This window comes from Mesorhizobium sp. WSM4821 (assembly GCF_055901555.1).
Genome location: NZ_CM148371.1, coordinates 5,127,266 through 5,150,316, shown reverse-complemented (window position 1 = coordinate 5,150,316; position 23,051 = coordinate 5,127,266). Strand labels below are relative to the sequence as shown.

Genomic DNA, 23,051 nt, shown 5'->3' with positions numbered 1-23,051 from the left:
CGAAAAGAACGGCGGGACCACTCTCGCCGTTCTTTCCGAAGAACGATAGCTTCTCGACCTGGAAGAGGGCGTCTAATTCGAAAGATTGACCCCAGAATAGTTTTCGCCAAAGATCGTCCACTGGTAGGGCAGCGCTTGGCTGCGGGGGATTCCATGAATGTGTTCGAACTCGACAGAGTTCTCGTAAACGACTACGAGCGCTTTTCCCGGTCATTCACGCGCATCAGGGCAGCCGATATCCGCCGCAGCGTTGACGAGATCTATGCGAGCGGGCGATTCTGGCCCGAGCCGCTGATCTCGATCAACCCTCATTTTGAACGTGGCGCCGGAATAGCTGACCTGGTCAAGGACGGCTCGCTTCATCCCGAAACCGGCAAAGTCTTTCGGGTGGGCGGCGCTCCGATCACATTGCACCGGCACCAGGAACAGGCTGTTTCCAAGGCGATCTCCCGAAGATCCTTTGTGGTTACAACCGGAACCGGTTCGGGCAAGTCGCTTTGCTTCTTTGTTCCCATCATAGACGCGGCTATTCGCGCCCGGGCCGCAGGCGAACCGCAGAGAACGCGCGCCATTATCGTCTATCCGATGAACGCGCTGGCCAACAGCCAGATCAAGGAACTCGAAAAGTTCGTGGAGCAGTCCGGGCTCGAAGCTAGGCTTCGCCCGACCTTTGCCCGCTACACCGGCCAGGAGTCCGCCGAGGAACGCGAACTTATAAGCCGCGCAAAACCCGACATCCTGCTCACCAACTTCATGATGTTGGAACTGTTGATGACCCGTCAAAATTCGCTTGACCAGACGGTGATCATGAATGCGCGAGACCTGGATTTCATCGTTCTGGACGAGTTGCATACCTACCGCGGCCGGCAAGGTGCTGACGTGGCGATGCTCGTGCGTCGTGTCCGAGATCGGCTCTGCTCCAATAAGGAGCCGGTGTGCATTGGAACATCGGCCACAATGGCGAGTGAAGGATCTGACACAAAGCGTGCAGAGGTGGTGGCTGCCGTAGCGACCAGGCTGTTCGGAACCAACGTTTCACCCGATGCGGTGATCGACGAGACTCTGGAGAGGGCCACCGATCAGTCAATCAAGACTGATGCTTTGAAGACACTTCTCGCCGATGTCGTCAACAAGGGTATCGTCAGCGACCTCCACGATGCTGCTCTTTGGAAGCATCCGCTGGCTGTCTGGATCGAGTTAGAGATCGGACTTCTTGACAAACAAACCCTGAGCCGACGCCCACCGACCACGATATCCGGGGCTGCTCGGAAGCTCGCCGACTTCACCGGGTGCGCGGAAAAGACTTGCCGTGAGCAGATCGAGGCGATGCTGACTTTGATGAGCCGGTCTGGGAAAGATAGGGGCGGATCTGGAGACCGCGCGTTCCTAGCCTTTAAGTTGCACAGGTTCTTTTCTGGGGCGGGCGGCGTCTATGCGACGCTGAGAGCGGACGACCGACGGGTCACGCTCGACGGGCAGCGTTTCGACCCCGAGGACACGGAGGCCAGACTTTATCCGACCTTCTTTTGCAGAGGGTGTGGCCAGGAATTCCATTCAGTAACGCTTGCAGATGACGAGGGGGTGCGGCGGGCGTTGCCACGATCAATTGACGACCCGCCGGTTGATGACTCCGATAGCGAAGATGAGGCCGGCTACTTCATGCCGATTCCTGAAGGCGACTCTGATTTCAGCTTCAGCGGATCGCCCGAAGATTTTCCCGAAGATTGGACGGAGCTTGGACCAAAAGGTCTTCAGTTGCGGAAAGATCGGCGAAAATGGGTGCCGAACCCACTCACCGTTCAGGTCGATGGGCAGCTCGGCGAAAGTGGCAAGCATGGCTTGTTTCTCTCTGGGAAATTCAGGTTCTGTCCGGCCTGCGGGCATCAGCCTTCCAGTAGGGCGCGCGAGAGAAACAAGCTCGCCAGTCTTTCTGCCGAAGGACGAAGTTCGGCCACAACTCTTCTCGTATCAAGCACGCTACGCTGGATGAATAGGCAAGAAAATGGCATCCCGCAGGACAAGCGAAAGCTGCTTGGGTTCACGGACAATCGACAGGACGCAGCGCTTCAGGCCGGCAATTTCAACGATTTCCTTTTCGTGACATTGCTACGGGCTGCACTCTTGGCGGCGATACGGGCCGCGGGGAGCGAAGGACTACGTGAAGAGGAGTTCGGCCGGAGGGTTCAGGCAAAACTAGGATTTGTTTCCAACAAAGACGAACGTCGCCACGAGTGGATGATCGCTCCAGAGACAAAAGGCATCCATCGTCAGGATGCGGAACGTGCGCTATCACGCGTTCTGACCTATCGGGTTTGGGCCGACCAAAAACGCGGCTGGCGCTTCACCAATCCCAATCTCGAAGAGCTCGGATTGATATCGGCCGAATACGCTGCAATCGACGAATTGGCCGCAGATGATGAGGCGTTTACGAGCGCGCCAGCAGAGCTTCGGAATCTGGCGCCCGAGCGAAGAAGAAATGTCCTGCGCATTCTGTTCGAAGCATTGCGGCAAGGGCTCGCTATTTCGGCAGAAACGCTCGACCTGCAGGCGTTGGAGACGACGATGCGTTCCGCCGGGCAGTTCCTGCGGGAACCCTGGACGATTTCAGACCGCGAGAATCTGCGGTCGGCGGCCGCACTGATCGTCGTTGCACCGAGCAAGAACGACACCAATCTCCGTAGTGAGTCTTTAATCATTCGTGGCGGACCTAGGAGCAGGCTCGCCAGGGAACTGAACCGTTCCAGCATCTGGGGCGAACGGCTGTCCGGGACCAGGTATCAAGAAGTCCTCGAGGCGCTGCTACGCGCAGCCGCTGAGTATCAGCTTGTCCGGCCTATTCAGACAGTCTTTGATGTCGAAGGCTGGCAGCTGGCAGCTAACGCGGTTCGACTGGTAGCTGGAAGCCCTGCGGTTCAAGAGAAGCAACCGAACCCCTATTTTCTTGAACTCTACAATCATCTCGCGGCGGCGCTGGACGCTGGTGGGGATGGTTTGTTCGGCTTGGAAAGCCGCGAGCACACAGCGCAGGTTGACCAGGAACGACGAGAATGGCGCGAATGGCGATTTCGATTTGGGACAGACGATCGGGCTCGCATCGCAGAGCATCGGGAGGAGATGCGGATTGCGCAAGAACCGGATCAGTTCCTGCCGACCTTGTTCTGTTCACCGACGATGGAATTGGGCGTCGACATCTCGGCGCTTAATACCGTCTATCTTCGAAATGTTCCGCCAACTCCGGCAAACTATGCGCAGCGATCCGGGCGAGCTGGACGCTCTGGGCAGGCGGCGCTTGTCGTCACTTACTGCGCGGCCCAAAGCCCGCATGACCAGTATTACTTTTCACGCCGAGACCAGATGGTGGGTGGAATTGTTCGCCCACCAGCTCTCGATCTTGCCAATCGGGACCTGATCGAGGCCCATCTCCACGCTGTTTGGATTGCGGAGGCAGGCCAGGAGTTGTCGCCTGACATACCGCACGTTTTGGACCTCACAAAGCCGGGCCTTCCAGTAGCTCAGACAATTGCTGAAAACCTTAGCTCCGATGCATTGGCCAAACGGGCTGCAGACCCAATGCGCCGGGTCCTCGACAGCATCGATTTCGAGCTTACGGCTTCCGGAGCAAGCTGGGCGAGTGAACGGGAGGAATTCCTGGCTTCGGTTGTCGCAAACGCCAGCAAGCGATTCTCCGAGGCTTTCGGGCGTTGGCGTCAGCTTTACGAAGGGGCTCGCACGCAACTGATCGAAGCCAATCGCAAGTCGGAGATGCACGGCCTCGAAAAGCAGGAACGAAGAGACGCCAAGATCGCGCAGGCGCAAGCGAACGAGCAGCTCGCTCTTCTCGAGAGGGGGAGAGCAACTGGCGGATCCGATTTTTACACATATCGCTACCTGGCGACCGAAGGCTTCTTGCCAGGCTATAACTTTCCACGGCTGCCACTCTACGCTTACGTGCCGGCCATCGGTGCCGGCGGACCCAAAGCGGCTTATCTCCAACGGGCACGGTTTCTAGCCATCGCCGAATTCGGACCTCGGAGTCTCATCTACCACGAGGGCCGCGCCTACCGTGTCTACAAGGCCAAGCTGTCGCCGGATATGCGTGGCACGACAGACGGCAAGCTCATGACGACCAAGATTTACATCTGCGACAGATGTGGCGCTGCGCACGACCGGGAACAGGATCGATGCCATGCCTGCGGTGCATTGATCGCGGATATCCATCCGATCCGTAACATCCTGCGCATCGACAATGTCGAGACGACGCCTGCCGAGCGAATAACAGCAAACGACGAGGATCGGCAAAGGCAGGGGTTCGAGATTCAGACCGTTTTCTCATGGCCGCTGCGCGATGGTCAGATCGATGTGACCTCGGCGACACTGCAGGATCGGTATGGTCCGATTGCCGACATCCACTATGCACATGGCGCGCTGATCAGCCGGATCAACAAGGGCCTTCGGAGGCGAAAGGAAAAGAGCATTCTCGGTTTCGGCATCGACGCCGCCACCGGACGATGGACCAAGACTCCTGACGACGATGGCGATGAGGTCGACACACCAGACGGGCCGGTAACGCAGCGGGTCGTGCCGATCGTGCAGGACAATAAGAATACAGCGCTGATTCGCCCTTCCGACGAGGACCTCAGCGAAACGGCTATTACCACTGTTCAGCACGCACTGACACGCGGTATCGAGATCGCGTTCCAACTCGAAGAAGGTGAAGTCCTCACTGAGCCAGTGCCGGGTCGCGAGAACCGTCGCGCCTTACTCGCTTTCGAGGCGACAGAGGGAGGTGCCGGCGTTCTTGGGCGGATTGTAGGCGAGCCAGAGGCTATAAGAAGAGTTGCCAGAACTGCATTGCAACTCATGCATTTCGACAAGGTGGACGAAGCGATCGCTTCCCGCGACTCGGACATGCTGGTGGATGTGCCGGACGCGAATTGCGTGAAGGGGTGCTACCGCTGTCTGCTGTCCTACTACAACCAGCCGGATCAGGAACTTATAGATCGCACGGACAACGATGCGAAGCGCATGCTTCTGCGATTGGCTTGCAGCGAAGTTGCACCGGTCAGGCGCCCCTCGGACGCGGTAAACGGGACCTGGGCCTCCGCATTCAATGAGGGAAGCATCTTAAGCCCCGATGCAGAGCCTTTGAAAATCGGTTCACAGACATTGCCGTTCGTGTGGCGAACGCATCTTGTGGCCGCGATCGATTCGTCGATGGGACCTGAAGATTTTGCCGAGATCGAGGCGCTGGGGTTTGCGCTTGTTGAATTGCCGCATACGCCTTCGACGTCTGCATTGGCGGAATTGCGTCGGTTGCTGGGGGTGGACGATTGACGGCGGCATTTTCTCCTGGAGACCTCATCTACGCTCGAGGTCGCGAATGGGTGGCCTTGCCTTCGCCGGAAGAAGGTTGGCTATGCCTTCGGCCGCTTTCAGGCGCCGAGGCGGACATCCAACTGATACACCCCGATCTCGAGACCGAGAAACCCAGGCCTGCTCGATTTGCACTCCCTGAACGGGAGCCGTTAGCGACTCAATCCGCGGCCCAACTCTTGTCGGAAGCCTTGCGACTTTCTCTACGCCGAGGCGCCGGACCGTTTCGTTCCGCGGCTCGCCTCTCGTTTGAACCTCGAGCATATCAGCTTGTTCCGCTTATTATGGCGCTGAGGCTTCAAACCGTCAGACTGTTGATCGCCGACGACGTGGGAATCGGCAAGACGATCGAGGCCGGGCTGATCTTGCGCGAGCTGATCGATCGCGGCGAAGCTGACGCATTCACCGTTCTTTGCCCGCCGCATCTGGTCGAGCAATGGACGGGAGAGCTGAAGGAAAAATTTGACATCGACGCGGTGGCCGTCACGGCTGCGTCGGCGGCCAGGCTCGAGCGCGGATTGCCGCAGCACATGACGCTATTCGATGCCCATCCGCAGACGGTGGTCAGCCTCGATTATATCAAAGCGGAAAAGCGTCGCGACTCTTTCGCAAGGGCCTGCCCCAATCTCGTAATCGTGGACGAGGCGCATGCATGTGTTGGCACGCATCAAGGCCGTCATCAGCGGTTCGAGTTGCTGATGCGGCTTTCCTCGGATGCCGCCCGCCATCTCATCCTGCTGACCGCGACGCCGCATAGCGGCGACGAAGAGGCGTTCGAGCGCCTGCTTGGACTGATAGATCCGGAGTTTTCCGGACGCGCGTTCGAAGATGAACGGTCGCGGATCCGACTTGCCCGCCATTTTGTGCAAAGGCGGCGCATCGATGTCACTTCGCGGGAATGGGGTGAGGAGCGCTCATTTCCTCGTCACGAAACGAGCGAGAGTCCCTACAGCTTCGACAACGCACAAAGTGCCTTCCATGATGCGGTTCTCGACTATTGCCTCGGTGTTGTGGAGCGCGCCGGAGCAGGCCAACGCGAGCGACGCTTGGCATTCTGGGGCACGCTTGCGCTGATGAGGTGTGTCGGCTCGTCACCGGCCGCCGCCGCAAGCGCGCTCCGCAACCGCCTCAAGTCGGATCCAGATCGCTTGGGTGATCATGTGTTCGACGACGACGGAGAGGACGAGGATGCGATCGATGTTGAACCTGCCTCGGGGCTCGATACCGGACCGCTTGCGTCCCTCGTAGCGCAGGCGGAACATCTGGCCCGCTCGCCGGATCCCAAGATTGCGGCGACGGTGAAAGTCTTGGCGCCGCTTATCAAGGCCGGTGCCAATCCCGTTGTGTTCTGTCGCTACATCGCCACTGCCGATCACGTCGCCAACGGGCTGCGCAAGGCGTTCCCGAAGCTGCGGATCGAAGTGGTTACCGGCGCCCTGACCGGTGACGAGCGTCGTGCCCGCGTCGAAGCCATGGCAGACGACGCACAGCGCTTGTTGGTCGCCACGGATTGCTTGTCCGAGGGTATCAATCTGCAGCACCTCTTCGACACAGTAGTCCATTATGACCTCTCCTGGAATCCAACCAGACACCAGCAGCGCGAGGGGCGTGTCGACCGTTTCGGCCAGCCCGCACCTCTGGTGCGTTCGGTTCTTCTGTTTTCGCCTGACAGTGCCATCGACGGCGCGGTGCTGGAGGTAATTCTCCGAAAGGCGGAGGCCATCCGGAAGGCTACCGGTGTAAGCGTGCCGCTGCCCGAAGAGCGCGGCGCGGTTACCGGCGCCCTTATGAACGCCGTGCTTTTGCGAAAAGGTAGAGCCCGGCAATTGACGCTCGATTTCGGCCTCGACGAGGATGCCAGGAATTTCGAGGCGCGCTGGCGCGACGCCGAGGAAGGCGAGAAAGCATCCCGCGCACGCTTTGCCCAGAACTCGATGAAGCCGGAGGAGGTCGCGCCTGAGTGGAAGAAGTGGCGCGAGCTGTTGGGTGGTCCGGCGGAACTGCTTCGCTTCACCGGCCGCGCCATGAGCCGTCTCGACGTGCAACTCGATATGCAGAAACATAACTCATATCGCGCCCATTTAAGCGAACTGCCGAAACAGATTGCTGAGCGTCTCGCCTCGCGTGGTCTTGAGGGCACGATCAAGCTGTCCTTCGACGAGCCACCGTTGCCCGGCCACACTGTGATCACGCGCAGCCATCCGCTCCCTTCAACGCTGGCCGAATCCCTTCTTGAGGGTGCGCTTGACCCGGTGTCCAGCCCGTTGAACGCGATCGGACGCGCTGGCGCGTGGTCGTCGTCTTCAGTGAAGGTTCTTACGACCGTCGCGCTGCTGCGCCTTCGCTTCAAACTCACCGTGCATGGCCGAGTTGAGCGCATGCTGCTTGTGGAGGAGGCGAGCGCGATTGCCTTCGAACCCGGAGGCATGGTCGCAGCCGGCGAGGCTGCGCGAAAGCTGCTCGACGCGGAGGCTGCCGGCAATCTGGCGGATGTCGCGCGAACCCGCCTCGTTGAGGCCGCTCTGGCCCGCATATCAGCGCTTATAGACAACCCTGTCGCCGAACACGCCCAGGCTCGCGCGCAGGCCCTTGCCGAGGATCACGACCGGTTGCGACGAGCGGGCGCGGACGCCAGTCGCTTCCTTTCGCGCGTATCCGTGGAGCCAGTCCGGCCAGCCGACGTCATCGGCCTTTTTGTCCTCGTTCCCGCTGTAAGCTGATGAAGAAGAAATCTGTCGCACTGGAATTTACGGCATTACAGATCGAGGGAAACCTGATTTCGCCCGCGATGCTGTCGGCAATCGACCGCAGAAGTGCAGGCAATCAGACCGAGGCGGATTACGGCGTGCCGAAAGGCCTCACCGTGCGCGACGAGATTGCGCGCTATTTCCGCATCGGCCAGGCATTGTTCGAGGATTTTGCCAAGGTCGAAGCACCGTCATCGATCGCCACGACCCGCTTCGTCGAGCAGCTTCTCAACCAGGTCTTCGGCTTCTCCAATATTGCCCGGGTTGGCAGCCGGACGGAGGGCCACCGACTCTTTGCCGTAACACTCGAAGCGCTGGCGGGCCGCGTGCCGACAATTGTCGTTCCCCTGCCGGACGATCTCGACCATGCCAGTGAAAGTCTGCCGACCGATGGCCGCAAGCGTTCGGCTGCCACCGCAATGCAGGATTGGCTAAACCATTCCGACGCAGCACTTTGGGGCCTCGTCTCAAATGGCGAAAAACTGCGCCTGATGCGCGACAACCAGAGCTTTACGCGGCCGACCTACATTGAGGCGAATCTGCGTCAGATATTCGAGGCGGAGGATTTCGCCAGCTTTGCGGCAACCTGGCTGTTGCTCCATGCGAGCCGCTTCGGCCAGCCCTCCGCGCCAGTGACTGATTGCGCACTGGAAAATTGGCGCGAACAGGGCTCGAAGCAGGGCATGGTTGCTCGCGACCGGCTCCGCGACGGCGTCGAGACCGCGCTGGTCGTGTTGGGAACGGGTTTTCTCGCCGAGAATTCAAGTCTGCGCGCCCGGATCACTTCCGGTGAGCTGCCGTTGACCAGTTTCTTTTCGGAGCTTCTGCGGCTCGTTTACCGGCTGATCTTCCTGATGGCAGCGGAGGACCGCGATCTGCTGCATCCGCCCGCGGCGCCGACCGCTGCGCGAAAGCTCTACGTGCAGGGCTATTCGCTAGCAGCCTTGCGCGAGCGCTCGATCCGCCGCTCCGCATGGGACCCTCATCATGATCGCTGGGAAGGGCTGAAGATCACATTTGCCGCGCTGGATCGTGGCGAGAGGTTGCTGGGTCTGCCGTCGCTGGGCGGGCTGTTCGCGCGTGGCGAAGTTCCGGATTTGGAGCAGGCACGGCTTTCCAACAAGGCGCTTATGGAGGCCATCTATCGCCTCGCCTGGCTGAAGGAGGCATCGTCGCTGCAGCCGGTAAACTGGCGTGACATGGAGACCGAAGAGCTTGGCTCCGTCTATGAGAGCCTGCTGGAGCTGACCCCACGCCTCATAAATGAAGGCCGCGCCATGGCCTTCACCGAAGGCGCTGAGACCAAGGGCAACCAGCGCAAGACCACAGGTAGTTATTATACGCCGGACAGTCTGGTGCAGACGTTGCTGGATAGCGCGCTCGACCCGGTGCTGGACCGCATCGAGTCCGAGGCGGAGGACCCAGCCGATGCGCTGTCCAAAGTGACAGTTATTGACCCCGCCTGCGGCTCGGGTCATTTCCTGCTTGCAGCAGCCAGACGCATCGCAACGCGGCTTGCTCGCGCCCGCTCGGCTGGAGTGGCAAGCGCGGCGGATTATCGCCATGCCCTGCGCGACGTGGCTCGCACCTGCATCCACGGCGTTGATCGCAATCCGATGGCCGTGGAACTTACAAAGGTCGCGCTGTGGATCGAGACCGTTGAACCGGGCAAACCGCTTGGCTTCCTCGACGCAAACATTCGTTGTGGCGATGCGCTGCTTGGCCTTTTCGATCTCGATGCGCTGCAGGAAGGTATTCCCGACGGGGCATACAAGCCGCTCACCGGCGACGACAAGGAGACCGCGAAACATTTCGCCGCGCGCAACAAGGCGGAGAAGAAAGGCCAAGGCTCGCTGGATTTCGCAGGCGGCGGGGGCAGGCTTCCGACCGCCCCGCCGCTAGGCCGGACCGCCGAAGCGCTGCGTGCGCTGCCAGAAGATACAGTCGAAGAAATCGAGCGGAAGAAGCGAGGCTGGGCCGCTGCCGAGCGCGATCCAAGACGCTGGTCATGGCGTATCGCCGCCGATCTTTATGTCGCGGCCTTCCTGACGCCGAAGACCGGCGGCGTGCCGGTGAGTAGTGGGCAGGTCACGATCCCGACGACCGGCCATGTCTGGCAGGCGCTGTCTGGCGGCGCAGTCTACGGGCCACTTGTCGGCCGCACGCAGGATCTTGCCGGCGCCGCTTGCGCATTCCACTGGCCGCTGGAATTCCCCGACGTAATGGAGCGTGGCGGCTTCGATTGCGTGCTCGGAAATCCTCCGTGGGAACGTATCAAGCTGCAGGAGCAGGAGTTCTTTGCGGCGCAGGAACCGGAGATAGCCCAAGCGCCGAACGCGGCCGCGCGCGAAAGGATGATTGCGGCACTCGCCGAAGCCGAACAGGGTTCGCGCGAGCACGGTTTGCACGAAGCGTTCGAGTTCGCCAAGCGCCTCGCAGAGGCAGCCTCCACATTCGTGCGAACGCCGGGCGAGCAGGGTGGCCGCTTCGCGCTCTCAGGCCGTGGCGACGTCAACACCTACGCGCTTTTCGCGGAATTGTTCTCGATGCTCTCTGGTCCACGCGGTCGCGCGGGTGTGATCGTGCCAACCGGCATCGCGACCGATGCCACGACGGCGCCGTTCTTCGGCTCACTGATTGATGAGAAGCGGTTGGCGTCGCTGTTTAGTTTTTTTGAGATAAGGAAGTTTTTCATATCAACTGATGACCGGAATCCGTTCTGTCTGCTAACTATTGGGCGGGAAATAGCCAAGGCGGCCTTTGCCTTCTTCCTAAACGAACCGGCGGAACTCGCAGAGCCGGACCGCAAATTCACTCTCTCACCAGAGCAAATAGCGGGCATCAACCCAAATACCAAGACAGCGCCCGTCTTCCGATCCCGCGCCGACGCCGACCTAACGGCGAAGATCTATGCGCGCCTCCCGGTTCTGATCGACGAGACAAAAGGTGACCGAGGGAATCCGTGGGGCGCGTCGTTCATGGCAATGTTCCACATGTCGAACGACAGCGGCATTTTTCGCACCTCCGCTCAGCTGGCAGCGATTGGGCTGGTGCGGGATGGCACGGATTGGATAACTCCCGAAGGCTTGCGACCGGCGCAGACCGCGCTTGACCTCGCCGGCGGCCGCGATGCCCTAAGCCTTGACCTGCCGGGCGGCAGCGCGCGGCGCGCGGCGCGCTACGTGCCTCTCTACGAAGCTAAAATGATCCACCAGTTCGATCATCGCTGGGCGACCTATGAACGAACCGATAGTCGTGACGCGACGCTCGCCGAAAAGCAGGATGTAAGCTTTGAGGTCGAGCCGCGCTACTGGGTGCCGGAAGAAGTTACTTTGGCCCGCCTTGCCGCTAAAGGCTGGAACCGCGGTTGGTCTATTGGGTGGCGCCGAAACGCCCGAAATGCAGACGAGCGCACTATGATTTCCCAACCAATAGCGTCAGATTTCGGGGTAGGCGATAGCCTGTTTCTGTTGAATGTCGCTCGCTCAAGTCGGCTTTTCTCGGCGCTTTTAGCAAACTCGAATAGTCTCCCTTTTGATTTTGTCGCTCGCCAGAAGGTTAGCGGGTCAAACATGAGTTTCTATTTCATTAATCAGTTTCCTATTATTCCTCCGTCGTTCTATACTGAGTCGGATCTCGACTTTATCGTTCAGCGCGTGCTGGAGCTTACCTATACCAGCCATTCCATGGAGCCATTTGCACGCGACCTCGGCTATCACGGAACGCCGTTCTCTTGGGGCGAGGAACGCCGGGCGATGCTACGAGCCGAGCTCGACGCCTTCTACGCTCGCGCATATGGCCTCACACGCGACGAGCTGCGCTACATCCTCGACCCCGCCGACGTGAAAGGCCCCGATTATCCATCCGAGACCTTCCGCGTGCTCAAGAACAACGAGATGAGGAAATTCGGCGAATACCGCACCCGCCGGCTGGTGCTGGAGGCATGGGATAGGATGGAGCGAGGCGAAGTCGCCGATGTTCCGACGCGCATCGTAGTCGCTTCGACCCCGGTCCTCGCGCCTATCAACACTACAGCGCTGCCGGACGGAGCCTGGGCCACGCCTGTGGGCGGCAGTGTTCGAGACAAAACATTGGCCCAAATCGCGGCAGTCCTAAAGGCACTTCCTGGACCGACCCCGGTCCGTCTCGCGCGCTCCGTCGCGCTCTATTCCTTGGAACCGCGACTACTCACTCCTCATCTGAGTGAAGCGAGACGCGTTGAGTGGAAGCGCCTGGTCGGAGTGGAGGCGGAACCTCGACCGGGCATCACGGCTCTGGGGCTCGGGGGAGCTAGCGGATGGGGCGATGCTGTGCGCCTTCTGACTGCCACAGGCAGTCTTGTGGAGGATAGCGTGGCTCAGACGTGGGCGTCTGGCAAAGGTCTTGATGCGTATTTTACGGACTCGTGGCCGCAGCGAGCCCGCTTTTCTCTCGACGCCATGACAGCGATATTGAAAATCGACTCGGCCTTTACTCCATCGGCCGAAGAGGAGGCAGGACTAGAAGCCCTTGCAGCGTGACCTGTTCTCCATCGACGATCTCAATCTCAAACCTTCAGGTGGGTGGGTCGAGCCACGGCTCTGGGTGCAACGGCTGATCATTTGGAAAGAGCCGGGCAAGGAGATCCGTAACATCCCGCTGAAGCCTGGGCTCAATGTTATCTGGTCACCGGATGAAGGATCGCGAAGGGGACAGATCGGTCACGGTGGCGGCAAGACGACCTTCTGCCGTCTTCTGCGTTATTGCCTTGGAGAAAGCGGATACGGGCCGGATGCGCAGCGGCGCGCTGTTCTGGAAAAGATGCCTGCTGGACAGGTCGGCGCCGAAGTGCGCCTCGACGGCGAGACATGGTTGATACGGCGAGCCCTTGGCCTTCACAAGGAGGACTACGCTCTTCAAGGTCCCTCATTCGCGGAGATATTGAGTCTTCCATCCGAGCCGACGGGCATGCGCCCCTTCACGGACGCTGCTACGCGCTCGTTTCTGGACGGCGCGGTGCAACTCATGCCGGCATCTATCGGCAGCGATGGAGCTTGGCAGGCGCTGCTTGCCTGGATGACCCGCGACCAGGAATGCCGCTTCAGCAATATGCTCGATTGGCGAAGCCCCGACAGCGGCTCGCATTCTCCCGTTAGTGGGCGCAACCGGTCGCAAGAGGACCGCTTGGCGGTCATGAGAATTGTGCTGGACGCCTTGCGGCCCGAGGAAATTGACGCAGGCAGACGCCGGGACGCCGTAGCCAGTGATTTAAGCAAGCAGCGCACCGAGGCCGAACAGTTAGCTTGGAACCTTGCGCGACTGAGGAGAGGACTGGCGAGGAATCTTAGCCTCAATCCAGACAACACCTCGGGCCTCGACGCCACGATCATCAAAACGAGAGCCTCCGAACAGTTGGCAAGGGTGCAGGGTCTTCCGATCGTGGCCACTCTCGATCGCCTACGCGCTGCACGGAGCGAAGTGGAAGGCGCTGTCAGAGACCAAGAGCAGGCCAAAGCCGCGATCGAGATAACAAGCAACAAGAAGGCGTCTGAAGAGCTTCTGGTAAAAGTATTGGGGGACGAACTCCCGGAACTGAGCGCTCAGAATCAACGATTGGAGCACCCGGTATGTCCGGTCTGCGGCGTGCTGATCGACAAAGCTCGGGCAGAGGGCTGCGGCATTTCAGAACACACCTGCGATCTCGAAGCTCTTCGTCTTCAGGTCAGCAAAAAACTAGAGATGCGCCGAAACGCCCTTGCCGAAACAGCTCGCTTGCAAGCTGAGTTGGCCACGCTTCAAGGCAGATTGGCGGTCGCCGATCAACGCCTACAACAGCGACGTCACAGTTTGGCGCAGCTTGAGCGCACCGCACAGGATCGGTCCGAGGAGATCCGTAGTGCAGAACGGATACTGGACAGGGCAATCGAGTTCGACCAAGCAAGCGCTGAACTCGAGGCTGCAGAGAATGCCGTGGCGCGGAGCGAGGGCAGTTTCAAGGTTCTTGGTGAGGAAGTCGAGGTCCATCGCTCCGCTATCACCGATGTCGTAACTCAGCTTTCCGATCGCTTCGATGCCGTGTTTCGCGAAGTGACACCGACGGACGCGCGATGCAGCGTTAAGCTCGACGGAAACGGATTTGGGCTGAGGGTCCCAGCCGATGGTTTAGCGATTGGTTCGCTGAAAATTGCCGTGCTTGATCTGGCCGTCATGTCGATGGCTGTCGAAGGCACAACGCGCCATCCTGGCTTCCTCGTTCATGACAGCCCGCGGGAGGCTGATCTCGGCGGATCGATCTATACTGGCCTGTTTGATGTGGCGAAGAAAATGGAAGAGTTCGGCCCTTCTCCTTTGTTTCAATACATCGTCACGACGACGACTGAACCACCTGAAGAGTTCTGTTCCGACCCCTGGTTGCGTCTTCTGGTCAAAGGGTCCCCTCCTGAAGAGCGGCTTCTGGGAATGGATCTTTAGCCGTGATAGTGGCGCCCCAAAATCCGGCAAATTTTGTCACTAGAACGGAGATGCGCAAGGCAGCATTCAACAATGGCTTTCGCATCGAGCGAGGCGAAGTGGACGGCTGGGCGGCATATGCGTCCACCACGGCACACGGGCAGATTTTTCTGGCGAGCGCCGACAATTCCGGACCATGGTATCTCGCGGTTGATCATCCCGGGGTAGTTGGTGAACTCGGGCTGCCGCACTCGGAAATATCCGGGCCTGGACTTGCTCGCTACACCTTCCCGATACTCGCCGAACTCTATAACTCCCTTGCGGAAGTCTACCGTCTTGGCGACAGCTTGCCGGACGCGCCGCTGCAGCAATTCGAGACGGCGGTCAAAGGCCTTTCGGGCAGGACCGAGGCGGAGCGCCTGGTCATCCAACGGGTCGGCCAGGACATTTTCCGAAGGTCCCTCTTGATATATTGGCGAGATCGCTGCCCGCTCACAGGGATCAGCGAACCGGCGCTGTTGCGGGCCTCCCATATCGTTCCTTGGGCACTATGTGACAGCGATGCCCAGCGGCTAGACGTTCACAACGGCTTGCTCCTGTCGGTCTTGTGGGACGCCGCATTCGACGCTGGGCTGGTCTCCTTCAGGGATGATGGTTCGGCAGTGCTCTCGCCGTCCCTCGGTGAAGAGGCGCGACTTGCCTTGCGCACTGAGGTGTCATCTCCCTTGCTCGGTCTGACATCAAGTCATTTCAAAAACCTTGCCTGGCACCGCACCCGCCATGGCTTCGCATAGGTCGTTTGGGGCAGGTTGAGGACGAACATGGACACTCAGAAGCTTGCTAGCTATTCACTCGATCAACTCGAAAACCTAGTCGCTAATTACCGACGAGAGGGGCGCGAAAGCGACGCGATCTTTCCAGCTATCCTGGCCGCGAGAGAGCGGTTGAAGAGTCCTTCACTTGATTTCGAAATAACCCTCGCAGTTATTCGCCGGGCGGCAGGTGCAGGGCATTTTCTTAGCTATAAGCAGATCGCAGACGAAAGTGGCGCTGAGTGGTCAAAGGTGCACTGGCAGATGGGCGACCATTTGACGAGGCTCTGCGAATACGCGCATCGACGAGGTTGGCCGCTGCTGTCGGCCATTGTTGTCAATGAGGAAAATGTCGGATCGGGAAACCTGAAGCCAGACAGTCTGGCCGGCTTCGTTTCCGTAGCGCGTGAACTCGGGCGCTCCGTCCTGGAACCTCACGAATTTTTGCGAGAGGAGCAGCAAAGAGTATTTCAGTGGGCGAATACCGTTGCTAATGATAAGCCCGGTATGATTTAGATGTCCAATAAACGACAAGAATCTGGGGGGATTCGGATTGCAACCTGCCTATCATCCACTTGCCAACATTTTTGGAACTCAAACCAGACATTTGGTGCCTCTGTTTCAGCGGCCATATGTATGGGGCAAGGAAGAACAATGGGAGCCGCTCTGGGAAGACGTCTCTGACCTGGCGGATCGCGTTGTTGCAGCTGGCGATCGGCCGATAGCAGGCCATTTTCTGGGCACGGTCGTTCTCGAGCAAGCGCACACTCCGAGTGGACGTGTGACAAGGCGCGAAGTTATCGATGGTCAGCAAAGGCTCACGACACTGCAGATCGTGCTTCAGGCTGCAAAGCATGCTTTTGGCGAGCTTCTGGGTTCGGGCAATGAGCCTGCTGAGAGATCCGCGCGGATCGAAATGACACGGATCGAGGCACTGACATTGAACCCACCAGGCTATGAGGAGGAGGAAAAATACAAAGTCTGGCCAACGAATGAAGACAGGGCTGCCTTTCGACAGGTGATGGATGCTACCGGTCCCCAGGACCTCACCGGCGCAAAGACACGGATGGCAGAAGCCTATACGTTCTTTGTCGACTCGATGCGCACCTGGCTGGGGAAGGGGCCGAGAGAGCAGCGCGTGCCGGCGCTATCGTCCGCGCTCAAAGACCATCTCCGTCTGATTGTTCTCGATCTCGACAGTTCTGACGAACCCCAGGCAATCTTCGAGACGCTCAACGCCCATGGCACACCGCTGCTGCCGGCTGATCTGATCAAAAATTGGCTTCTGTGGCAGTTCGCAAGACGAAACGTCGACGCGACCGCGCCCTATGAGCAATACTGGAGCAGTTTCGATCGTGATCCTGGCTATTGGCGCCAGAAAATAGGGACTGGGCATGCGGCCCGTGCCCGTGTCGACACGTTTCTCCAAAACTGGCTCATTTGTCGAGTTCGTCAGCCGATCTCGGCGAACCACCTATACGATCAATTCCTCAAATACGCTGAGCCGCGAGTTTCTCCTGAAGTTGTGGAGTCTGTTCATCACCTGATGAATGAGATTCAAGTGCATGGCAAACTCTTCCGCCAAATCGACCAACCGACTGGCCGGTCGCGCTTCGCGACCTTTTGCACGCGGCTGAAACCTTTGGACATGTCGGTGTTTCAACCGGTGTTACTGGCCGTCATGGACCGCAAAGGGTCTGATGGCGCCGATAGGGATGCAGTGGCGGAGATCTTGGAGAGTTACCTGGTCAGACGCATGGTTTGCGGTGCCCAGACCAGGGGCTACGGAACTTTAGCGATCGAACTCATCGAGGTTATTCACGCCGTGGATGGCGCAATGCCCGTTGCGCCTGCGGTCTCTAAATATTTGACCGACATCAAAGGCACGTTGTTCTGGCCTGACGACACGCGCTTCAAGTCGGAATGGGGCAGCCGGGTCTTCTACGGTTATTTTCGCCGCGGGCGCGTCCTCATGATCCTGCAGGCTCTGGAAGAGCACTACCAGATGCCGGGAGCACTTGGCGAACCTGTGATTGGCTTCGATTTCTCCAAGCTCACAATCGAGCACATCATGCCCCAGAAATGGCGGGACCACTGGCCGTTCGAAGGCGATGAGACCGAAAGGGTCAACAGGGACCGCGCGCTTCATGGTATCGGCAACCTAACGCTGGTCAGCGATGCGCTGAACCCGTCGCTGTCAAATTCGGCCTGGAAGCTCCCACCGCGCGTCGATGGCAAGGCAAACTGCAAATCTGTCGCGCTTAAGGCTCACTCGAAATTGCAGATGAATGCGAAGCTGCTCGATCAATGGCCGGATGTCTGGAGCGAGGAGCAGATAAACGAACGGGCAGGAGTGCTCTTCGAGGCCGCTTTCCAAATATGGCCAGGGCCCACGACCAGTTGAGTTTCCGAGGTCCTCACGCCTCCTGTTCTATGGAACCTTCAAACAGGTCGGATACGTCACTTGCCGAGGTTGGTGGCGCCAGCATGTCTCGCGACAGAGCACGTTTGCGGGTCAATAGCGCGTCGAGTTTTACGTCAAAAGAGGCGTCATCCAATGCTGGGTGGATAGCAATCGGCACATGGACCGATACGGCCAGTCTCTGACCAATCCGATAGACGCGATCGTTACACTGGTCCTCGACTGCCGGATTCCACCAGCGACTTAGATGAATGACGTGGTTTGCAGCGGTGATGGTAAGCCCAATACCTGCTGCCTTGGGCGACAGGACCAGCATCGCGAATCCGCTCGGCAAAGCTTGAAACCGATCAACGACTGCAAGGCGTTTTTCACCTGGCATCTCCCCGTTTATGATTTCGGGCTCTTGGCTTAACCCAAGTTCGGCAGCGGCTGCAGCCGCGAATGTAGATTGAACCGCACGATCTTCAATGAAGACGAGCGCTTTCTCGCCTTTTCGCTTGATCTCAGAGAGGATCTCAAACGTTTTTCTGACTCGCGCGGACTGGCCGATCCAGTTCTTTCTGGCTTCCGGGTCGTAGACGTCCACATTTTGGCCGCCCAACGGATGCAATGAGATGCCGCGAAGTGCGTGAATGGCCTTGAGCATAGCACCCATCGACCGCTCCCCGCCTCTTGCGGCGGCAACGGCGCGCTCGTAGGCGAGCGACTGTTGCTTCGGCATTTGCTCCCGGTAAGTATATGGCGTCTTTGTCGGCAGCCCTTCTAGGATGTGCTCTTTCATACGGCGCATCATCATTGGAGGCCGCCCGCCCTCGGGCTGATCCAACTTTGCTTTCAGCTCCTTCAGGGTCTCTGTTGACGCATCCTTATGCCGACTGGAGAAGTCTCGTAGTCCCCCGAGATACCCGGGACCGATACGGTCCATTATGCACCACAAGTCTTCCAGCCGGTTCTCGATCGGAGTTCCCGTCATTCCGAGAACGAAATCGACGTTCAACGCCTTGAGAGCGTGTGTGTTCAGCGTGTCGGGCGCCTTCACTTTCTGCATTTCATCGAAGACGCCAACCGAGTAGTGCACTCGAGCAAAAGCACGGTGATAGGTTGCTAGTGTTTCGTAGGTCGTAAGAATCCAGTCCGCAGCGCGAAGCTGCTCCACGTTCAAGGCATCTTCCGGAGTCCAGCTTGCGTGCTTCTTGCTTCTGATCCGGGATAGGCCGGCGCCAAATACGTCGAGGCGATCCCCCAAGGCATCCAGGACCAAATGATGGTCTGCCTCAGCCACCCAGTTCCTAAGCAGAGCCGTTGGAGCGACGATGATGATCGGGCCGTCAAATGCCCTGCTCTTGGTGCCAGCAGCCTGCTGATTCTCGCGAAACCATGCGAGAAAACTTAGCGCCTGAAAGGTCTTTCCAAGGCCCATGTCATCAGCGAGCAGAACGCCCGACGTGCCGGCATGCCACGCCGCGAGCAGCCAGGCGAACCCCTCCACTTGGTGGCGCTTGGGTCTTGTTTCGCGCAAAAGATGCATCGGGAAGTCGTCGAAAAGCGGAGCTTTGCGAGGTGGGCCGCCGATCACGAAATCGGGGCTCTCGATATTGGTTTTGATTAAAAGAACGTCTTTATCTTCAACCACCAGTTCATTCGCTTGAGCGCCATCTAGCTCGGTCTCCCCATTGCTTGGCGCTGCCATATCGCGCAGCGACTCCAGTGCGTCGATTGTCTCAAGGGTCCCAAGCGCTTGGCCCTTGAACGTGATGGTGTCTTTAAATGCAGCGGTCGCCTTCGACACCTCCTCCTTCAGATTTTCGACATCGTCATTCGTGACGTCGAACCGGTGGGGACCGATAGCAAGAACAAATTTCTCGGGCAGCCAGTTGGTGCTGTTCTTGGTGAGCCAGTCGAGGCTTGGCTTCTCCCACCGCCCGAGGCCCAGGACACGCGCTGAGTATTGCCGCGTCTCCACAAATACTGACCCCTCGTCGCCAGCTGCGAGGTCGCCGATTTCACGTTCGAGATAGGCGCGGGGGTTTGCGATAAAATTGCGGCGCTCACTCGCTGGCGCCCCTTGTGCGGCTTTGACAACATCGAGTGCCATCTGCAATTCGGGCTCTAGGACGACGAAAGTATTGCGACCCAGAACAAACGCTGGACGTGCCTTTCCGCTCTGCTTCGCGAACTCTTCCACAAATTTGCGTTGCAGCTCAGGCGCGAGTAGCGCATTTGCTTCATTGTCCGGCAGTTGACTTGATGGCCTGCTAGGCGTTTCCGCATTTGCAACGAGCTCTGGTGCGTCTGTGTCGTCAGCAAAAGATTGTCGCATCCCATGCGACATCAGGATCGGTGTGATTTGCGGACCGTTTGCTGCCTCTCTGACATCGAGGGCAAAGGCACCCGCTTGATAGATACGCAGATTTTGGATCGTGCCGTCGGCCGATACAGCTTCCCCCGTCACCAACCCGAGGGCCTCCTGAACACCTAGCCATGGCGTGATCCTGGCTTCGCCGGGCTGGCCATACGAATGATTGTAGACGTCGACTGACTTCAGAAGTTTGTAGACAGGCGCGGTTAGCCGACCCGTCGTCCCTCCGACTGTCACGAATGGGCCGAGAATTGTCGGCGTAGTGCGTCGGAGATTGCGATCTTGCCATGCTAGCCTGATGCGACCGTCTGGGGTTTCGATCCGACCTTCTACCGAAAGCGTCAAGGTAACATCTGCGATTGGGGGAAAGCCCAAAGCAAAAGCCATTTTTGCTGGCAAGTTCGTGACGGCCTCCGCGCCAATAAAGACTTCGTCGTCGGTGGCTCGTGCCTGCCCGTCGGCGACGAAGCGCTTCACCAAGCGTAGTGCCGACAGCTCTGGCTCTGCAGCCACCGTCCACGATGAATAGTCGAGGGGCTTGCTGCGAAACAATCTTCTATCGACCAGACGGATTTTAGCGCCGTCCGAGCTTGGAACTGCCGAGAAAGTAAGCGTCATCTGCGAAGCCGGTAATCGGGTTGCTTGATCTGGACGCCTGTCATCAGACGCAGCCTCTCAGCCACTTTTCCCTGCCAATGGTAAGTCGGGGAATGCAAATGCATGAGGCTTAGAAGGGTATCCGTCTCATAGTTGCCCGACCCCTTTCGAATACGGATCTCGTCCGAGCCGTAAGACTGCTTGAATAGGCGGGGGGCCGATCGGTCTGTTGCATCGGACCAGATGTTGCATTTTCCGTTGTGACTCCAATCTGCGACTACACCGTCACCGATCTGAAGAAGCAAAACTGCGTGGCCCGGTTCGATCTGGCGACCCTCGGTCTCTAGCGACGCGAATTTGGCTTCTCTTCCGAACAGTTCTTTAGCCAAGCGTTTGCCGTCAGGGCCGAAGGCGACCCAAGCGTCGTCTATCAGCCCTTTATTAAACACTCCCTCCCAAAAAGCCCGTCTGTAGCGCCACATGGAATCGTCTGCGACGCGGTCGACAATATCTAGGAACTGACGCAAGGATTGTTCCGTCAACCACCTTTGCACGATCTCACGAAGAACCGCCGGAACGAACGACCAATTTCCGGGGTTCAGTCTGGGATCGCCGAACAAGTAGAGGACTACTTCCAAGAACAGGTCGCGGACCGGTTTCTCAGCCGTGACGTTCTCGAATGGCCGCAATAGGGCCTCGATAAGGTTCGGGCGCAGATCCTCATAGAGCGGCTTGCCGCCTTCCGTCAGGGCATAACGTCTGATACGTGCGAGCCTGACGATATGGTCTTTCTCGCCTCCTAGTGCGAGCTCAGCAAGCAGTGAAACAGTTACGGCTTTTGCATAACCTGATTTCGCATTTATTGCGCTAAGACCAGCCTCATTCAGAATGTCGGTTGCAGGTTTGTCTTGATTGATGACCGCTCGCGCCAGCAGCCTTGGCCCTTGCGTGAGATCGAAAAACTTGAATTGCTGCTGGAGACTACCCCACGGTCCACCCCAACGAATTGCCAAGGCAGCGAGGGTATCAGACGTCTGTTTTTGCGCCGGCATTTGATCGCTAAAAGACGCCATGAACGATGAGGCCAGCGTTAGAAAGGGGCGGGGACTGTCCGCAAGCAGAAAGCACTGCAGAAGCGTATCTGATGCCGCCTTGTTCTGGGCTAGAGCGGGTGTCGTCGACCACAAACACCATGCCGCGTCTCTCAATTGACGGTTCGAAAGACCCGCACCGGCGACGATAGCTTGCGTGAGCGACCGCGCAATCGCGTCGTAGTCCTTCGCGGCTCGACGTTCCAAAGCCCCGCCAGACTGTTGCAACTGGTCAGCCAGCTTCGACAGCGGTGTTATCGAGAGCGGCCCATGCTTAAGCGTAGCAAGACCGTTGGCGATACGAAGACAGGTGTCGTGAAGACTATTTGCCATTAGCTTTGTCGATCGCGGATCGAAGTTGGCGTAGCTGTGCTTCCATTTCTTTCGTTAGGCCGACCACAGCAGTCAAATTCTGTCGATCGCCAATTTCCATGACAAACCGCAGATCGATACGTCGGTTCGTATCGTATGCGGCCTTGGTTTGCTCATCGATAAGAGGGCGCGTGGACGAGTAACCAGAAACCGAAACAAGCTGCCGTCGAGCATGATTTTGCAGTTGCAGCAACGAAGGTTGGGCTTGTGCCATTGTGCGATAGGTATTGACGGCACGTGACGTTGACAGCGTCCAGTTGTCGTCGTCTCGACCCCTCGTGTCGGTGTGCCCCTCGATAAAGACAGTCTCGACTGATGGCGTTCCAGTGTTATCGCACGTTGGATCCGTCGTCCTGCATGCTGTATAGCGGGGAAGCACTTCATTTAACGCGGCGGCAATCTTGCGCACATTGTCAGTCGCGTCGCCCGATAGGGTTGGGATGCCGGAAGGAAATCGAACCGCGTTGTCTGTAAGTCGCAGCACGCCATTCGCTGGGTCAATTTCGACAACAACGCCTTGATCCATCAGTCGCTGCTGAATCTCCTGCAGGAGATCGGCACGGACCTGATTCGATTTGTCGAGCTGTTCGAGCTCAAGCCCGATCTTATTTCGGAGAGATTCAAGCCGATCAGCAACAATTTCAGCTTGTTGTTTCGCCTTCTGCAAAAGCTTGATCTGCTCGAGGGACACGTCCGTCTGCTGTCGAAAATTCAATGCGAAAACCATAAGCATGATGACGAAAATGAAAAGGATTCCGACCATCATGTCGGTCATCGATATGAAGTAATTTTCGTCTTCTTCTGTATGGTTTTCGATAGCGGATCCGACGTCGTCGAAGCTCGACATCT

The 23,051-nt window shown here is 58.4% G+C and carries 10 protein-coding genes; 7 read left to right on the top strand and 3 right to left on the bottom strand.

Annotated features, from left to right (window positions below; genetic code table 11):
- Positions 1-153: 153 nt before the first annotated feature.
- The 7 genes from AC0NID_RS25135 to AC0NID_RS25105 all read left to right on the top strand — a co-directional run bounded on the left by AC0NID_RS25135 (position 154) and on the right by AC0NID_RS25105 (position 17,765).
- Positions 154-5,334, top strand: a complete 5,181-nt coding sequence (locus tag AC0NID_RS25135) for a DEAD/DEAH box helicase (RefSeq protein ID WP_473452868.1) — start codon at positions 154-156, stop codon at positions 5,332-5,334.
- A 353-nt stretch (positions 5,335-5,687) separates the two neighbouring features.
- Positions 5,688-8,093 (top strand): helicase-related protein, encoded by a 2,406-nt coding sequence (locus tag AC0NID_RS25130; protein ID WP_474033335.1) that lies wholly within the window; start codon positions 5,688-5,690, stop codon positions 8,091-8,093.
- Positions 8,093-12,640: an Eco57I restriction-modification methylase domain-containing protein gene (locus tag AC0NID_RS25125; protein ID WP_473452870.1), complete on the top strand. Its 4,548-nt coding sequence runs from the start codon at positions 8,093-8,095 to the stop codon at positions 12,638-12,640. Before AC0NID_RS25130 ends, AC0NID_RS25125 begins: the two co-directional genes overlap by 1 nt.
- Positions 12,630-14,570 (top strand): hypothetical protein, encoded by a 1,941-nt coding sequence (locus AC0NID_RS25120; protein ID WP_473452872.1) that lies wholly within the window; start codon positions 12,630-12,632, stop codon positions 14,568-14,570. The genes AC0NID_RS25125 and AC0NID_RS25120 overlap by 11 nt, the downstream gene beginning before the upstream one ends.
- A 50-nt stretch (positions 14,571-14,620) precedes the next feature.
- Positions 14,621-15,343, top strand: a complete 723-nt coding sequence (locus AC0NID_RS25115) for an HNH endonuclease (protein WP_473452874.1) — start codon at positions 14,621-14,623, stop codon at positions 15,341-15,343.
- A gap of 27 nt (positions 15,344-15,370) precedes the next feature.
- Positions 15,371-15,877 (top strand): hypothetical protein, encoded by a 507-nt coding sequence (locus tag AC0NID_RS25110; RefSeq protein WP_473452876.1) that lies wholly within the window; start codon positions 15,371-15,373, stop codon positions 15,875-15,877.
- Positions 15,878-15,914: 37 nt separating this feature from the next.
- Positions 15,915-17,765, top strand: coding sequence for a DUF262 domain-containing protein (locus AC0NID_RS25105; protein WP_473452878.1), 1,851 nt, complete (start codon positions 15,915-15,917; stop codon positions 17,763-17,765).
- Positions 17,766-17,778: 13 nt separating this feature from the next.
- Here the strand turns inward: AC0NID_RS25105 and AC0NID_RS25100 are convergent, their stop codons facing one another.
- Genes AC0NID_RS25100 through AC0NID_RS25090 form a run of 3 tightly spaced genes read right to left on the bottom strand, consistent with a single transcriptional unit; the run spans position 17,779 to position 23,049 of the window.
- Positions 17,779-20,760 (bottom strand): DEAD/DEAH box helicase, encoded by a 2,982-nt coding sequence (locus AC0NID_RS25100; protein ID WP_473452880.1) that lies wholly within the window; start codon positions 20,758-20,760, stop codon positions 17,779-17,781.
- Positions 20,757-22,163: an EH signature domain-containing protein gene (locus tag AC0NID_RS25095; protein WP_473452882.1), complete on the bottom strand. Its 1,407-nt coding sequence runs from the start codon at positions 22,161-22,163 to the stop codon at positions 20,757-20,759. Before AC0NID_RS25095 ends, AC0NID_RS25100 begins: the two co-directional genes overlap by 4 nt.
- On the bottom strand, positions 22,153-23,049 hold the full coding sequence (locus AC0NID_RS25090; RefSeq protein ID WP_473452884.1) for an OmpA family protein: 897 nt from the start codon (positions 23,047-23,049) through the stop codon (positions 22,153-22,155). The genes AC0NID_RS25095 and AC0NID_RS25090 overlap by 11 nt, the downstream gene beginning before the upstream one ends.
- Positions 23,050-23,051: the final 2 nt, after the last annotated feature.

Bases quoted from the DNA above. Each gene is read 5' to 3' on its own strand.
- AC0NID_RS25135 (WP_473452868.1), top strand. From the start codon at position 154: ATGAATGTGTTCGAACTCGACAGAGTTCTCGTAAACGACTACGAGCGC.
- AC0NID_RS25125 (WP_473452870.1), top strand. From the start codon at position 8,093: ATGAAGAAGAAATCTGTCGCACTGGAATTTACGGCATTACAGATCGAG.
- AC0NID_RS25115 (WP_473452874.1), top strand. From the start codon at position 14,621: ATGCGCAAGGCAGCATTCAACAATGGCTTTCGCATCGAGCGAGGCGAA.
- AC0NID_RS25110 (WP_473452876.1), top strand. From the start codon at position 15,371: ATGGACACTCAGAAGCTTGCTAGCTATTCACTCGATCAACTCGAAAAC.
- AC0NID_RS25100 (WP_473452880.1), bottom strand. From the start codon at position 20,760: ATGACGCTTACTTTCTCGGCAGTTCCAAGCTCGGACGGCGCTAAAATC.
- AC0NID_RS25095 (WP_473452882.1), bottom strand. From the start codon at position 22,163: ATGGCAAATAGTCTTCACGACACCTGTCTTCGTATCGCCAACGGTCTT.
- AC0NID_RS25090 (WP_473452884.1), bottom strand. From the start codon at position 23,049: ATGTCGAGCTTCGACGACGTCGGATCCGCTATCGAAAACCATACAGAA.